Below are 13,246 nucleotides of genomic sequence, written 5' to 3'. Positions count from 1 at the left end.
CGCGCGAGGTATGGTTCTGATTATCCCCGCACCACGCCCCCCGCTCCTCGCACCACCTATAACGCAACTAAACTTTGTCACAATAAAAAAAACCTTTACTTTTGTGCCGCCTTAAAACATTTACTACCGTAACTAATGCCTGTACAACCGTCAACGCAATCCATATTCAACCAGCTCGATACTTTCGGGCATAAAAAAGTGGTATTTTGCAGTGATCCGGATACCAATCTGAAAGCCATCATCGCCATTCATGATACCACCCTCGGCCCTGCTTTTGGCAGCACCCGCATGTGGCCTTATAAAACAGAAGGTGATGCCTTAAACGATGTACTGCGCCTTTCAAAAAGCATGACCTACAAATGCGCTATTGCCGGCCTTAATATGGGCGGCGGCTATTCTGTAATCATTGGCGATTCGCGCAAGGATAAAAACGAAGCGATGATGCGCAAATTTGGCAGGTTTGTAAAAAACCTCAATGGCGAGTTCATCACCTCCGAAGATATGGGCACCAATCCGCGCGATATGGAATACATTCGCATGGAAACCGAGCATGTTACCGGCATCCCCGAAAGCCTGGGCGGCAGCGGCGATCCATCACCCATTGCGGCGCAAGGTGTTTTTATGGGGATAAAAGCCTGTGTTAAAGAACAGTTTGGCAGCGACAGCCTTACCGGAAAATCGGTAATAGTACAGGGTATTGGCCACGTTGGCGAACACCTGGTACGCCTGTTGCGCGATGAAAATGTTAAGGTTTACGCCAGCGACATCAACGAAGACAGGGTAAGGCAGATCTCCAAGAAATTTGGTGCCGAAGCTGTATCAAACAACAGTATTTTTGATATAGATGCCGATATTTATGCTCCCTGCGCTATGGGCGGCACAGTAAATGCGCAAACTATCAATAAACTTAAATGCAGCATCATAGCCGGATCGGCCAATAACCAGTTGCTGGATGAAGCAAAAGATGGTGAGTTGCTGCTGGAAAAAGGCATACTTTTTGCGCCCGATTACGTGATCAACGCGGGTGGTATCATCAACTGCTATTCGGAGTTGATGGGCTTCAGCAAAAAACGCACTTTACAGCTTACCGAAAATATTTACGAGGCAACCCGTAATATTTTAAAACTTTCTAAATTAGAAAACATTTCTACTATTGAAGCGGCCAATAAAATTGCCGAGAAACGCATTACAGACATTAAAAAAGTAAAATCATCATATTAATATATTAATTTAACCAGCCCACCGAAAGGCAGGCAAAATCGTTCTTACAACATGTTAAACAGAAGGCACCTACGGGTAAAGGTATTACAAGCGTTATACGCGTTCCATCAATCGGATACACAGGACATCCGCGCAAACGAAAAAAATATGCTCCACAGCATAGACCAGGTTTTTGAAATGTACATCTGGATGCTGTCGCTCATTGCCGAAGTTGTTGCTTACGCCGAAAATGACGCCGCAGAACGCGCCAACAAACACCTCCCCACCGCCGAAGACCTTAATGCCGACGTTAAAATACTCAGCAACAGGTTCATCCTTTCATTAAACGACAACCGGGATTACCTTATCGCCTTAAAAAAATATAAGGTTGAATGGCACTTTGAACCCGAGCTTGCAAAATCGCTGTTCATTATTCTTAAAAACTCACCCGAATATGCCGAGTACCTGGCAAAAACCGGCGACACCATCCAAACGGATAAAGACATTATCAAATTCATTTTCAAGAAAGTAATCCTTAAATCGTCATTAGCCGAGCAGGTTTTTGAGGACAAGTTTATTTTTTGGCCGGTAGACAGAGATGTATTACAAGCGCTGATAGCCAAAACATTCAAAAACTTTGCCTTTGATGATGCCAAACTTAACAACCTGGCCGAAATTACCGGCAACTGGACAGAAGACCGCGAATTTGTGGTTGACCTGTTTGAAAAAAGCATCCGTTTTGATAAACCATACCAGGAACTTATAGCTGCCAAAACCACTAACTGGGAGCCCGAGCGTATTGCCATGATGGATACCCTGCTCATGAAAATGGCTATTACCGAGTTTGTTAATTTCACCTCGATACCGGTAAAGGTTACTATAAATGAGTACCTGGAAATCTCTAAAGAGTTTAGCACACCTAAAAGTAATTCATTTATAAACGGTATCTTAGACAAGATTTTGTTTGACTTAAAAGCCGACAATAAAATCAAAAAAATAGGCAGAGGATTAATTGAATAACAATAAACAATGAAAAAATTATTTTTGAGCTTACTAACAGCAGGCGTAATGTTATCGGCCTGTAACCAGGGTGGCAAAACTGCGGCAAATACCGGCGGCGACTCCACAAAAACTGCAACTACAGCCAACGCTGCCGAAGCGCCTGCAATGAAGTTTGAAACCCCAAGCCACGATTTTGGTAAAATTAAACAAGGCGACAAGGTTAGTTATGATTTTAAATTTGCAAACACCGGCAAATCGCCGCTGATAATTACCGATGCGGTTGCAACCTGCGGTTGTACTACCCCGGTTTGGCCGCATACCCCCATTAAACCGGGCGAAAACGGTGTAATTAAAGTTACTTTTAACAGTGCCGGTAAAACAGGTTTACAGGATAAACAAATTACCATTACTGCCAATACAGTGCCTGCCCAAAGCATGGTGCATTTAGTTGGCGAGGTTACTACACCAGCACAATCCGAAACAAAAAAATAATTAATTTAAAAAATGATAGCAACTATTTTATTACAGGCAGCAGCCAGCGGACCATTAGGAAGCTACGGTACGTTAATACCAATGGTATTAATTATTGCGGTATTCTACTTTTTCATGATCCGCCCACAGGTTAAAAAACAAAAAGATCAAAAGAAATACGTAGATGAACTTAAAAAAGGCGACAGGGTAGTTACTACCGCCGGTATCCACGGCCGCATCATCGACCTTAATGAAGCTACTTTTTTAGTTGAGGTTGAGAACGGAAAAATTCGTTTTGATAAATCGGCTATATCTTTAGATGCTTCAAAAGCACTGAATACACCTGCGGTTGTAAAGTAAGGTTAAAGGCAAAAGGTTAAAGGCGAAAGGTAATTGGTACGAGGCGTTTGCTTTTACCTTTGCTCTTTCGCCTTTCCCCTTTCTAATAAAACCTTTATCCTTTCACCTTTACCCTTTTACCTAAAAGAATGGCTATAGTAAAATTATCAACAACAGAACGGAGGCGGCTATCGGCATTTTTTACGTGCCTGGTGCTTGCGGTGCTGGCCTGGGTATTTACTACACTGTCAAACTCTTACAACTATACTGTTCAGGAGGTACTAACCTTTAAGAACGCTCCGCAAAAACGTGCCTTTCACTCTTTACAGGCCGATACGGTTATTGCAACAGTTTCGGGCACGGGCTGGCAAATGGTATTCTCAAAAATGACCCCGGAAACCAAGCCGGTTACTGTTGACCTGCATACACTGGAGAGCCGCAACTTTGTGGTGCTGAGTACCCAGCTCACACAGATCAATGCCAAAAAGGAAACCAACCAGCAGATCATCTCCATTGATCCCGATACGCTTTACTTTGATTTTTCAAACAGGCTTACCAAGAAAGTACCTGTGCTGGCCATGATGGGCTTAAAATACCAGAAACAGTTTGCCGTATCCGGCGATATTATTATCCGCCCGGCTTATGTAACTGTGAGCGGCCCGGTTGATCGCCTGCAAAAACTGGATAACTGGAAAACAGATTCAATAACCGGCGGCCATATCAATGAAACCATAAACAGGCGCGTAAATCTGCAACCCGTTAAGGAAGGCAACCTGAATGTATACCCCAAAACTGTACAGGTAATTATCCCCGTTGATGAGTTTACCGAAAAAACCATCGAAATTCCTGTTAAGCTAATTAACAACCATAAATATTACAACGTAAAGGTTTTTCCGCAAAAGGTAAAGGTTACGTTCACCACCTCGTTAAGCCGGTACAAGGATATGAACGACGATCTTTTTGAGGCCACCGCCGATCTTGACCTTTGGCAGGAACATGGCTATAGTTCGTTACCGGTTAAGTTGTCGCACTTTCCACCGTATTGTAAAGTAGTGAAGGTCCTCCCGGCAAATATTGATTTCATTGTAAAAAAGTAAATGCTTAAAATAGGTTTAACAGGCAATATAGGCAGCGGTAAAACTACCGTTGCAAAAATATTTGAGTTTTTGGGCATCCCCGTTTTTTATGCTGATGATGAAGCTAAAAAGGTAATGGTAACCGATGAAATTCTTATCGAAGCCATTAAACACACCTTTGGAACTGAATCCTATTTTGAGGATGGCTCACTTAACCGTAAACACATTGCCGGCATTGTTTTTAATAATGATGTCGACCTTCAAAAGCTGAACGCGCTGGTGCATCCTGCCGTTTTCCGGGCCTTTGATAAGCTGGAGGCACAGGCCAACGCCCCTTACATTATAAGGGAAGCCGCCATTTTATTTGAAAGCGGTTCCTACAAAACCTGCGATCGATCTATATTAGTTACTGCCCCACTTGAAATGCGCATTGCCCGCGTGATGCAGCGCGATGGCGTATCAAAAACCGATGTAGAAAAACGCGAGGCCCGCCAGCTATCCGAAAAAGATAAAAAGCAACTGGCTAATGATTTTATTATAAATGACGATAAGCACCTGGTTATTCCGCAAGTGCATGCTTTGCACCGTCAGTATTTAGCACTCGCTACCAACCAATGATAATAGATGATTTTGTGATTATAGATGGCGAAAATGGCCTGTACTGTAAGTATGGCGATTTTTACCTCGACCCAAAACTACCCGCCAAACACGCGGTAGTTACCCATGCCCATGCCGACCACGCCGTTAGCGGTAATAACGAGGTGTATTGCACCCGCGCCACGGCTACCATTATGCAGCTAAGGTATGAGCGCACGGCCGCCAAGGTATTCCATATAACGCCCTACAACGAGCCATTTACCATTGGCAACGTAAAGATCACTTTTATATCCGCGGGCCACATGCTGGGCTCGGCACAGGTGCTGATGGAGTATGACGGTACCCGCTACCTGTACACCGGCGATTACAAACTGCAACCCGATGCTACCTGCGAACCCATTGAATGGGTTACTACAGATGTGCTGATTACCGAGAGCACCTTTGCCGATCCGGCTGTTATACATCCCGATCCTGTTGAGGAAATAAAAAAGATAAACGACATTAAAAGCAATATACTGTTGGGTGCGTACGGGCTGGGTAAAAGTCAGCGGTTGATAAACCTCATCACTGCCCATGCTCCGCAGAAAAAGATATTGGTGCATCACCGTATAATGCCTATTAATGCTATTTACGAGCACATGGGTTACTCGCCGGGCAAATACCAGATGTATGGCCGCAAGCTGATGAAGGTACAGGACGAGTTTGTATACATTGTACCGCCTTTTACCTTCGACAGTTACATTAGGGCTACGGGGGTTAAACGCTTGTTTGCATCGGGCTGGAAAAACCTGCAGGTGAACCAGCAGGATACCCTTTTTATATCAGACCATGTGGACTGGAACGATATACTGGAAACCATCACCCGCACCCAGCCCAAACAGGTATGGACGCTGCATGGCGATGGCCGGCATTTAAAAAATCATTTTAAGGATGATATATTTGTTAAAATACTTAACTAATGCTGCAGGAAGGGGTTGATTATTACATAAACAACGACGGCAATTTTGTTTTTACCGAAGCATATCACCTTAAACGTGGTTACTGCTGTAAAAACAAGTGCCTGCACTGCCCCTGGGGATATGGAAAACCCAAACCAACAGAGGATGAGCATGATAACGATATAAAGGATTAACTCTTTACTACCATACTGAGCGCGATAACAACAATTTAAAAATATTTAAACATATTTGCACAATTAGTTATTGTTACATTATTATGCGGATAGACGACGAAATACAAAGCACCAATTTTGAGGACAACTACCACAAAGTAGCAATTAATATAGCCTACACATCTGGCTGGTTAAGTAACTTTTTCAGGTGCCATTTTGATAAGCATAACCTTACCCAGCAGCAGTTTAACATCCTGCGGATACTACGCGGCCAATACCCAAAACCGGCAACTATTAACCTGTTAAAGGAGCGTATGGTTGATAAAATGTCTGATGCATCGCGGATTGTTGACAGGCTGATCCAGAAGGAGCTTGTATCGCGCTGTACCAATAATAAAGACCGCCGCGCGGTTGATATCCGCATCAGCGACACCGGCCTGCAAATCCTCGCCAAAATAGACGAAGAGTTTAAAACCCGCGAAATCCTAAAAAATAACCTCACCGAAGAAGAAGCCGAAAAACTAAGCGACCTGCTGGATAAGCTAAGAGGATAGTTTTTGATGTGCAGATCTCAAATTACAGATGTGCAGATTTCAGGTGCAGATTATAGATTTCAAATGTACCATTCCTACACCTTGTCATTGCGAGGTACGAAGCAATCCCGTAGTACGGTTAACCACATTGCACGGTTGTTATGACGAGATTGCCACCCTCCGCTCGCAATGACAAGTTGTAATATTATATCTTTATTTTGTTATCCTGAGGTACGAAGGATCTACTCGCAAACTATGCAAATAGGCGAATAGATGCTTCACTACGTTCAGCATGACAAATCCCGTTTTATTACAATAACTCGAAACAAAAATCAAGGCAATCCCTAAATCCGAAGAATCCCGGTTCAGACAAAATCATCTGCACATCTGAAATTTATAATCTGCACATCTATCTACACCCTCGTTTCATGCTTCAGGATATCCAATACCCCGGGTGTTAGTTTGCCGAAAAACGATACACCCGCGGCACCATTGCGTAACGCGTTTTGAATACCGGTGCGTACTTCATCGTCATTCTTAAAATCAGACAGGTATAAACCTGCGTACAAGGGGAATTTACCGGCGAGAAAATGGACGCCCTCGGCTACGGCATCGCCTATCCAGCTTACGCCCTCTTTATAAAAACCGTGGTATATCATGGGGCATACGCCATCGAGGTGAAAGTTTGTCCAGTCCTGCCGTACGTTGCGGCGGGCAACTTCGGGTGTTGGGAATACGGCCGCCGTAATGGCCTTTTTATGCTGCCGCGCAACTGCCGATACCGCGTTTACTACCCGGATGATGTTACCATACCGGAACAACCGCCACGAAAGACTGGCATCCGGGTATTGGATCGCTTTAACATCCTGGTTATACTGCTCCTTAAACTTTGCCTGGCAAACTTCGCAATAGCAATAGTCATACTCAGGCAGTTCCTTAGTTTGCTCAATTTTATAATGATCCCACAGATTTACGGGCAGCACTACATCGCAATAACGCACATAATCCAGGTGGATGCCATCAACATAATCCAGCTTCAGGATATTATCAACTGTTTCGGTAAGATACTGCTGCACCTCAGGCCGCGATGGGCAAAGCCATCGGTAGTAAGTTACATAGGGTGGCTTATCGGCACATGAATCGCCGTTACGGTTTTTGCTGTACCACTCGGGGTGCTGAGTGAGTAGTTCGGCCCGGTTAAACGTCCAGATCCACCGGTGAGCCTCCATGCCCTCCACTTTGGCAGCGCGAAAATGGCGTTCGCTGTCGTTCTCAAAAAAAATACCGGTAATACCGGCAGCTTTATAGGCCGTATAATTAGCTTTAAGGTCCTCGTCGGTATCTTTCAGGTTGGGGTTTATCCAAACCCAGTTTTTCATTGGCTTCTTTTTATTGGCGGTATCAATAACGGAGGCATTGCTTAATAATGGCAATTGTGCAGCAACACCGGCTAATAAACCGGCCTTTAAAAATTGGCGCTTATTCATGGTTTAAGGTCTGATTTTTTCTGTAAACCCATCCTGGTTAATGGTGTAGGTTTCCTGATCGTCTTTAACATTTATGAAAGCCGCAAACTGAGTCGTTGTAGCTTCGAGCCGTAAGTTATTAAATTTATTTAAAATGTTATAAGATCTTTTCAAACCTAATTTTTTTAATGACGATGCGTATTTATGGTGCTGCTGAAACCACATTTTTTCGCGGTAATAAACCAGCCATAAATATTTCCTTTGCTCTTCAGAATACGGCAGCACAAACGTGGTATCAGCCCCATCTTTGGCAAATTGAAGGTAACCCCAGCGTTCGGGGAAGTGCATATTTATAACGCCTTGCGCAGTCCATACCCAATTGTGCTCGGGCATGTCATACCCTTGCTTATCTTTTAGTTTTACGTTGCGTCCGTTCTCTATAGTGGTGTTATACTGCACCCGTGAAAAATTGATGCGCCAGATAGTTCCCGACTTTGGGGCATTACGATTTAAAGCCATACTGATGGATTTAAAAGGGATAGCCATTTCCACCGTCCAACCCTTATCGGTATCTGCCGGATTATTAAGCGTACCCAGTATTTTTACCGCCGTACGCATGTTGTGCGCATCCCAGCCGCTAACGGGGCCTCCTCTTTCGCGATAGGGCTTTGGCAGAAACAAATCAAAGATAGCGTTGAATGCGTTTACCTCAATTTCATAATAGTTATGGGTAGTATTTGCGGGATCAATGAATAATTCGAAATCATTATCCTTGAAAATTATCCGGTCGTGCTCCTTTAATGTGGCCCAAACCTGTGGGTCATTTAGCCGGGCGGCTATGTAGAGGCAGGTATCGTCCCAAAGCATTTTTACGTTGGTTTGTAAAGGTGGCTTGGGTTTCAGGTCGCCTTCAATGTCAACGAAATCGCTTGTCCATTGGGCTTGCTGCCATACAGTTTCGTCTATGTCGCCATCAATAACCGGAGCGGCTGTTGTATGTTTTACCACATAGCCTGCCGGAACAGTAAACAGGTTTTCGAGCCCTTTAAATGGCGATTGCGCACTTGCCTCATTCGAGCTCAAAAGCGTAAAGGCTGATAGCATCAGCCCGATAAAATACCCCTTTGTATTTACGGCACGCATTAGCTGCCCAGTTCCAGTATCCGGTCAAATTCCTCGCGTTTTAGGGCCATTACCGAAAGGCGACCCTGGCGCACAAGGCCAATATCTTTCAGTTGTTCATCGGCTTTAATAACTTCAAGGGTTACCGGTTTCTTGAGCGTTTCTACCGGCGATAGGTCCACCACTACCCAATTAGGATCTTCAGTTGTGGGGTCCTGGTAAAATTCCTTTACAATTTTGGCTATGCCTACAACTTCCTTACCGTCGTTACTATGATAAAACAATACCAGGTCGCCCTCTTTCATCAATTTTAAGTTATTGCGCGCCTGGTAGTTGCGCACGCCATCCCAAAAAGTACGACCATCTTTATTGAATTTTTCCCAGCTATATTTTACCGGTTCGGATTTTACAAGCCAATGCTGCATAGTAGTATAGTTATTACACTGGTAAAGATGTTAAAAAGCGTGGATAAAGTGCGCAGACTTTTGTAAAAAGATAGTAAGAGCGAATGTTTAAAAGTTGGAAAATACAGCAAGCGACTATAATTATTGATTAAATTTGAGGTATGAAACCTATCCTCATTATTGTTTAGCTTTACCTATACCAAACATCCAATCTCATGAAGCAGCAATTTCACTACGCCACCGTTACCGAGGCCATTGAGCAATTAAAAAAACAAGGCTTTACGCTTGATTTTAACCTGGAGAAAAACCAGCTAAAGGCTGGCGAACAGGCTTACTCGGCAGATGAGTTTGAGATAGTTGATCTGTACCGGTACGAAGGCGCATCTGACCCGGCCGATGAAGCAACCGTTTATGCGCTTGCATCAAAAACCGGCGAAAAAGGAATTTTGGTGAGCGGTTATGGTACTTCTGCCGATGAAGCTTCGACAGAAACGTTGAAGCACCTGCATTATAAGTATCAGCAGTCAAAACAATAAACGCTTTGCAGCTACTTTTTTAACACCTCGTTTAAAAAATCAAGTACTATTTTCTGGTGTTCGGGATCGGAGAAAGCAGGCCCAGCATGACCAATGCCCGGCAGCTTTACCAATTGCGATTTTACACCCGCCAACTTAAGCCAGCTGTTAAATAACTGGCTTTCAAAAAATGGCACCAATTCATCTGCATCGCCATGAAGTATTAGTACCGGCGGGTCGTGTTTATCAACGTAGGTAACGGGGCTTGCAATTTTCGCCAAGTCGGGCCTGTCTAAAATAGAAGCGCCAAGCAGTTTGGTAATTACCGAAGCCTGGCTGTCATGATCAAGCGCTACGGCTTTACCGTGGGTGGCATTAAAATCTGCCGGACCATAAAAATCAAGCACCGCTTTAAGGCTTACCTTGCTTTCCTTCTTCACATCGTTATAAAACGACGCCATGTGGTTGTTGGCGCTCATGCCGATAAGCGAAGCTAAATGCCCTCCTGCCGAAGCCCCTCCTATTACAAAACGCGAAGTATCCAGGCCATATTTAGCAGCGTTCTTCCACATAAAATAAATGGCTTCGTTACAGTCAATAACCTGGGCCGGGAATTTGGCTGTTTGAGAAAAACGGTATTCGATACTGGCAATAGCGTAACCATGTTGGGTTAAATAAGCCACATCTATCCAATTTTTAAAGCCTCCCTCCCATGCACCGCCATGTATCCACAAAATGGTGGGCATTGGCTTAGCGGCATTCAGCGGAACATAAAGATCGATATTTTGATTAGGGTCGGTTTTACCATAGGGAATACTGCGGTAAAGCTTAACGTTATTGAGCGCGAGGGTATCAACCACTTGCGCATTGGCTTGCTGCAAAACAAAAACGGCCAGCAGGCCCAAGTAAAAGGCTGTTAATTTACGCCCCATAACGGTTTATTTTATTTTCAGGGATGATTTACGGATTTTAAGATCGGTTTTAAGGGTGATGGATTGCGGCCTCTGCGCCTCCATACGGGCATTTAGTTTATTGAGCAATACAGTTATCACATTATCGGCAATCTCCTCTACAGGCTGCGCTATGGCCGTTACCGGCGGCGAATGTAGCTTGAACACATCATAATCATCAAAAGAAATAACCGCCAGATCTTTAGGGATGCTGAGTTCCATGGCGCTGATAACCTTGAGGCCGCAGGTACCAATATGGTTTGTTCCGAAAAGCACGGCATCCAGCTTTTTATTCTTGGTTAAAAAATCGGTTATCGGCTCAATGATCAAATCTTCGTTTTGATTAAACACTACCTCAAGTATATTTTGTTTGAGGTTTGATGCACCCAATGCGTCTTTATACCCCTGCACGCGGGATTTCATTTGGGTTTGTTCCGAAGCGAAAGTAACGAAGGCAATGTTTTTATACCCCTGATCTATCAGGTGGCGGGTGGCGTTATAGGTGCTGAAAAGATTGTCAATTTCTACATAGTCGGTATTTACCATGGGCAGGTGCCTGTCGAACATTACCACCGGCATACCATCCTTAAGCAGCGCTATAATATCCTCCTCTATCCCTTCGGGCGGGGCCATAATATAGCCATCTACATGCCTGTCGCGGAACATGGTTATCAGTTCCTGGGTTTTGTGCGTGTCGTTATCAGTGCTGCAATAAATTATTTTGTAACCGTTCTTATAGGCCCTGTCTTCAATTAAGCGTGCTATGCTGGCAAAAAAGGGGTTGGAGATATCCTCCACCATTAACCCAATGGTGTTTGATTTACCCGTACGTAAACTTTTGGCCAGCGAATTGGGCTTGTAGCCTACTTCTTTCACATACTTCATTACCCGTTCAACAAGTTCTTCGCTTATCCGCTTTTCCTTGGCACGACCGTTTAGTATAAATGAAATGGTAGTTTTAGATACGTTTAACTGGTTGGCAATATCAACAATAGATAACTTCTTTTTCACCCGCTTATATTAGTTAATTCAAATATAGGGTAATATATTAAATATTGTAATTACAACACTATTAGTAAACCGATTTATTTAAATGATAAATCGGTTTACTAACCAAGTTTACGCAGTTACTTTTCTGTTTAAACGCGGATAAAGGAACCCGAATAAAAAGATAACCACATAACAAATAATCGGCATATAATAAGCTGTTGCCACGTTATGATTAGCAATAAGTCCCATTAGTAATGGAAATACTCCCCCGCCTACAACACCCATTACAATAAAGGATGATGCCTGTTGTGTTTTTGGCCCAAGATCTTTTAACCCAAGGCTGAATATGGTAGGGAACATGATGCTGAAGAAAAAGTTAATGAACAGCAGCGCCACAAAAGATGGCCAGCCAAATCCCTGCGCTACAATTATACACATGATGATATTGCCTGCTGCAAATATAGAAAGCAGCTTGTATGGCTTAATGAAACGCATTAACGCTGTACCTGCAAACCGCCCTATCATCATCATTACCATGCTGAAAGAGAAAAACCGAGCAGAATGCGAGTCTGTGAAATGCATCACTTCAGAACCGTAATTTATAAAAAATGCCCAGGTACCGCCCTGCGCCGCCACATTAAACAATTGTGCCACAACAGCAAAAAGGAAATGTTTTTGTTTAAATAAACTAACATCTGCATCTTCAACACCAGCAACTGCGTAAGCATCTTCAGCAACAACGTGAGAATCGGTTATAGCTGGTATTTTAACAAATGAGAACATCAATGCAACAGCAGCTACAACACAACCTATAATGATATATAAATGCTTAACGGCAATCAGATCATTTGAATGCTCTAAGCCACTTTGGAGTATAAAACTCCCTACAAATGGACCAATCACGCCTCCTACTCCGTTAAATGCCTGGGCAAAATTTATACGCTGATCACTTGTACGTTGATCGCCAAGGGCGGCTACAAATGGGTGTGCTACGGTTTCTAAAGTTGCCATACCGCAGGCCAAAATAAATAATGCAATTCTAAAAAACGCGAAAGATTCTGCATTTGCGGCAGGGACAAAAAGAAATGCACCCAAGGCGTAAAATGCAAGTCCCATTAATACTCCATTTTTATACCCAAATCGCTTCATAAACAAACCAGCAGGTATGCCCATTACCGCATAAGCACCAAATATCGACAACTGAACATAAGCTGACCGGAACTTACTTATGTGCAACACATTTTGAAAATGCTTGTTTAAGGTATCGCCCAAAGTCATAGATACACCCCACATTAAAAACAGCGAGGTGACAAATATTAAAACTACTATGTATTTACTTTCGGTAAAATTGGGCTTGGTACTCATACAACAGGTTTTAGATTGAATTAATTGGCGGGGTTAAATTAATTCAAATCTTTTAAACCTGTATATATTTTTCAAACTTTAATTTCGTTTTAAGCACATCTCAAA

Annotated in this window: 16 protein-coding genes; 10 read left to right on the top strand and 6 right to left on the bottom strand. The window is 43.3% G+C overall.

The features are described 5' to 3' along the window. The first annotated feature begins 135 nt into the window (after positions 1–135). The 9 genes from BLS59_RS26255 (at position 136) to BLS59_RS26220 (ending at position 6,350) form a co-directional block, all read left to right on the top strand. Positions 136–1,221: a Glu/Leu/Phe/Val dehydrogenase dimerization domain-containing protein gene (locus BLS59_RS26255; protein ID WP_091154997.1), complete on the top strand. Its 1,086-nt coding sequence runs from the start codon at positions 136–138 to the stop codon at positions 1,219–1,221. Between the two features lie 51 nt (positions 1,222–1,272). Next, complete coding sequence (locus BLS59_RS26250; protein ID WP_091154994.1) at positions 1,273–2,220, top strand: transcription antitermination protein NusB; 948 nt, start codon at positions 1,273–1,275, stop codon at positions 2,218–2,220. A 9-nt stretch (positions 2,221–2,229) separates the two neighbouring features. Then, entirely contained in the window at positions 2,230–2,694 is a 465-nt protein-coding gene (locus BLS59_RS26245; RefSeq protein WP_091154992.1) for a DUF1573 domain-containing protein, read from the top strand. 12 nt (positions 2,695–2,706) lie between these two features. Beyond that, entirely contained in the window at positions 2,707–3,033 is a 327-nt protein-coding gene (gene yajC / locus BLS59_RS26240; protein ID WP_091154989.1) for a preprotein translocase subunit YajC, read from the top strand. A gap of 128 nt (positions 3,034–3,161) precedes the next feature. Continuing rightward, the gene (locus BLS59_RS26235) at positions 3,162–4,109 is read left to right on the top strand and encodes a CdaR family protein (RefSeq protein ID WP_091154985.1); all 948 of its coding nucleotides are present in this window, start codon (positions 3,162–3,164) and stop codon (positions 4,107–4,109) included. Further along, positions 4,110–4,706 carry a dephospho-CoA kinase gene (gene coaE, locus BLS59_RS26230; protein ID WP_091154982.1) on the top strand — a complete coding sequence of 199 codons (597 nt, stop codon included), beginning with the start codon at positions 4,110–4,112 and terminating at the stop codon, positions 4,704–4,706. Next, the gene (locus tag BLS59_RS26225; RefSeq protein WP_091154979.1) at positions 4,703–5,644 is read left to right on the top strand and encodes an MBL fold metallo-hydrolase; all 942 of its coding nucleotides are present in this window, start codon (positions 4,703–4,705) and stop codon (positions 5,642–5,644) included. The genes coaE and BLS59_RS26225 overlap by 4 nt, the downstream gene beginning before the upstream one ends. Further along, positions 5,644–5,817: a C1orf53 family protein gene (locus BLS59_RS31850; protein WP_162842779.1), complete on the top strand. Its 174-nt coding sequence runs from the start codon at positions 5,644–5,646 to the stop codon at positions 5,815–5,817. Before BLS59_RS26225 ends, BLS59_RS31850 begins: the two co-directional genes overlap by 1 nt. A gap of 83 nt (positions 5,818–5,900) precedes the next feature. Then, complete coding sequence (locus BLS59_RS26220) at positions 5,901–6,350, top strand: MarR family winged helix-turn-helix transcriptional regulator (RefSeq protein WP_091154977.1); 450 nt, start codon at positions 5,901–5,903, stop codon at positions 6,348–6,350. A 392-nt stretch (positions 6,351–6,742) separates the two neighbouring features. Here BLS59_RS26220 and BLS59_RS26215 read toward each other — a convergent pair whose 3' ends face one another. From BLS59_RS26215 to BLS59_RS26205, 3 genes are read right to left on the bottom strand one after another with little or no spacing between them, the layout of a single operon-like run. Continuing rightward, a complete protein-coding gene (locus BLS59_RS26215) occupies positions 6,743–7,816 on the bottom strand; it encodes a family 10 glycosylhydrolase (protein WP_091154974.1) in 1,074 nt (357 codons plus the stop codon). Between the two features lie 3 nt (positions 7,817–7,819). Then, on the bottom strand, positions 7,820–8,938 hold the full coding sequence (locus BLS59_RS26210) for a carbohydrate-binding family 9-like protein (protein ID WP_091154970.1): 1,119 nt from the start codon (positions 8,936–8,938) through the stop codon (positions 7,820–7,822). Continuing rightward, on the bottom strand, positions 8,938–9,342 hold the full coding sequence (locus BLS59_RS26205; protein WP_091154967.1) for an EVE domain-containing protein: 405 nt from the start codon (positions 9,340–9,342) through the stop codon (positions 8,938–8,940). The genes BLS59_RS26210 and BLS59_RS26205 overlap by 1 nt, the downstream gene beginning before the upstream one ends. Positions 9,343–9,536: 194 nt before the next feature. Between BLS59_RS26205 and BLS59_RS26200 the strand changes: the two genes are divergently transcribed. After that, positions 9,537–9,857 (top strand): hypothetical protein, encoded by a 321-nt coding sequence (locus BLS59_RS26200; RefSeq protein ID WP_091154964.1) that lies wholly within the window; start codon positions 9,537–9,539, stop codon positions 9,855–9,857. Positions 9,858–9,868: 11 nt separating this feature from the next. Here the strand turns inward: BLS59_RS26200 and BLS59_RS26195 are convergent, their stop codons facing one another. From BLS59_RS26195 to fucP, 3 genes are all read right to left on the bottom strand, one after another. Then, positions 9,869–10,768 carry an alpha/beta hydrolase gene (locus tag BLS59_RS26195; RefSeq protein WP_091154959.1) on the bottom strand — a complete coding sequence of 300 codons (900 nt, stop codon included), beginning with the start codon at positions 10,766–10,768 and terminating at the stop codon, positions 9,869–9,871. A gap of 6 nt (positions 10,769–10,774) precedes the next feature. Continuing rightward, positions 10,775–11,797 (bottom strand): LacI family DNA-binding transcriptional regulator, encoded by a 1,023-nt coding sequence (locus tag BLS59_RS26190; RefSeq protein ID WP_091154955.1) that lies wholly within the window; start codon positions 11,795–11,797, stop codon positions 10,775–10,777. A gap of 108 nt (positions 11,798–11,905) precedes the next feature. Next, complete coding sequence (gene fucP, locus BLS59_RS26185; RefSeq protein WP_091154952.1) at positions 11,906–13,141, bottom strand: L-fucose:H+ symporter permease; 1,236 nt, start codon at positions 13,139–13,141, stop codon at positions 11,906–11,908. Between the last annotated feature and the right edge of the window lie 105 nt (positions 13,142–13,246).

The organism is Mucilaginibacter pineti, from assembly GCF_900101875.1.
In the GTDB taxonomy this organism is placed as follows: Bacteria; Bacteroidota; Bacteroidia; order Sphingobacteriales; family Sphingobacteriaceae; genus Mucilaginibacter; species Mucilaginibacter pineti.
Note: the sequence above shows the minus strand (reverse complement) of the source record. Positions and strands in the feature narration are given on the sequence as shown.

Excerpts from the sequence above, each read along its gene's own strand:
- fucP (WP_091154952.1), bottom strand. The coding sequence starts at position 13,141 with ATGAGTACCAAGCCCAATTTTACCGAAAGTAAATACATAGTAGTTTTA.
- BLS59_RS26195 (WP_091154959.1), bottom strand. The coding sequence starts at position 10,768 with ATGGGGCGTAAATTAACAGCCTTTTACTTGGGCCTGCTGGCCGTTTTT.
- BLS59_RS26210 (WP_091154970.1), bottom strand. The coding sequence starts at position 8,938 with ATGCGTGCCGTAAATACAAAGGGGTATTTTATCGGGCTGATGCTATCA.
- BLS59_RS26235 (WP_091154985.1), top strand. The coding sequence starts at position 3,162 with ATGGCTATAGTAAAATTATCAACAACAGAACGGAGGCGGCTATCGGCA.
- yajC (WP_091154989.1), top strand. The coding sequence starts at position 2,707 with ATGATAGCAACTATTTTATTACAGGCAGCAGCCAGCGGACCATTAGGA.
- BLS59_RS26250 (WP_091154994.1), top strand. The coding sequence starts at position 1,273 with ATGTTAAACAGAAGGCACCTACGGGTAAAGGTATTACAAGCGTTATAC.
- BLS59_RS26255 (WP_091154997.1), top strand. The coding sequence starts at position 136 with ATGCCTGTACAACCGTCAACGCAATCCATATTCAACCAGCTCGATACT.
- BLS59_RS26205 (WP_091154967.1), bottom strand. The coding sequence starts at position 9,342 with ATGCAGCATTGGCTTGTAAAATCCGAACCGGTAAAATATAGCTGGGAA.
- BLS59_RS26215 (WP_091154974.1), bottom strand. The coding sequence starts at position 7,816 with ATGAATAAGCGCCAATTTTTAAAGGCCGGTTTATTAGCCGGTGTTGCT.
- BLS59_RS26200 (WP_091154964.1), top strand. The coding sequence starts at position 9,537 with ATGAAGCAGCAATTTCACTACGCCACCGTTACCGAGGCCATTGAGCAA.
- BLS59_RS26220 (WP_091154977.1), top strand. The coding sequence starts at position 5,901 with ATGCGGATAGACGACGAAATACAAAGCACCAATTTTGAGGACAACTAC.
- BLS59_RS31850 (WP_162842779.1), top strand. The coding sequence starts at position 5,644 with ATGCTGCAGGAAGGGGTTGATTATTACATAAACAACGACGGCAATTTT.
- coaE (WP_091154982.1), top strand. The coding sequence starts at position 4,110 with ATGCTTAAAATAGGTTTAACAGGCAATATAGGCAGCGGTAAAACTACC.
- BLS59_RS26245 (WP_091154992.1), top strand. The coding sequence starts at position 2,230 with ATGAAAAAATTATTTTTGAGCTTACTAACAGCAGGCGTAATGTTATCG.
- BLS59_RS26225 (WP_091154979.1), top strand. The coding sequence starts at position 4,703 with ATGATAATAGATGATTTTGTGATTATAGATGGCGAAAATGGCCTGTAC.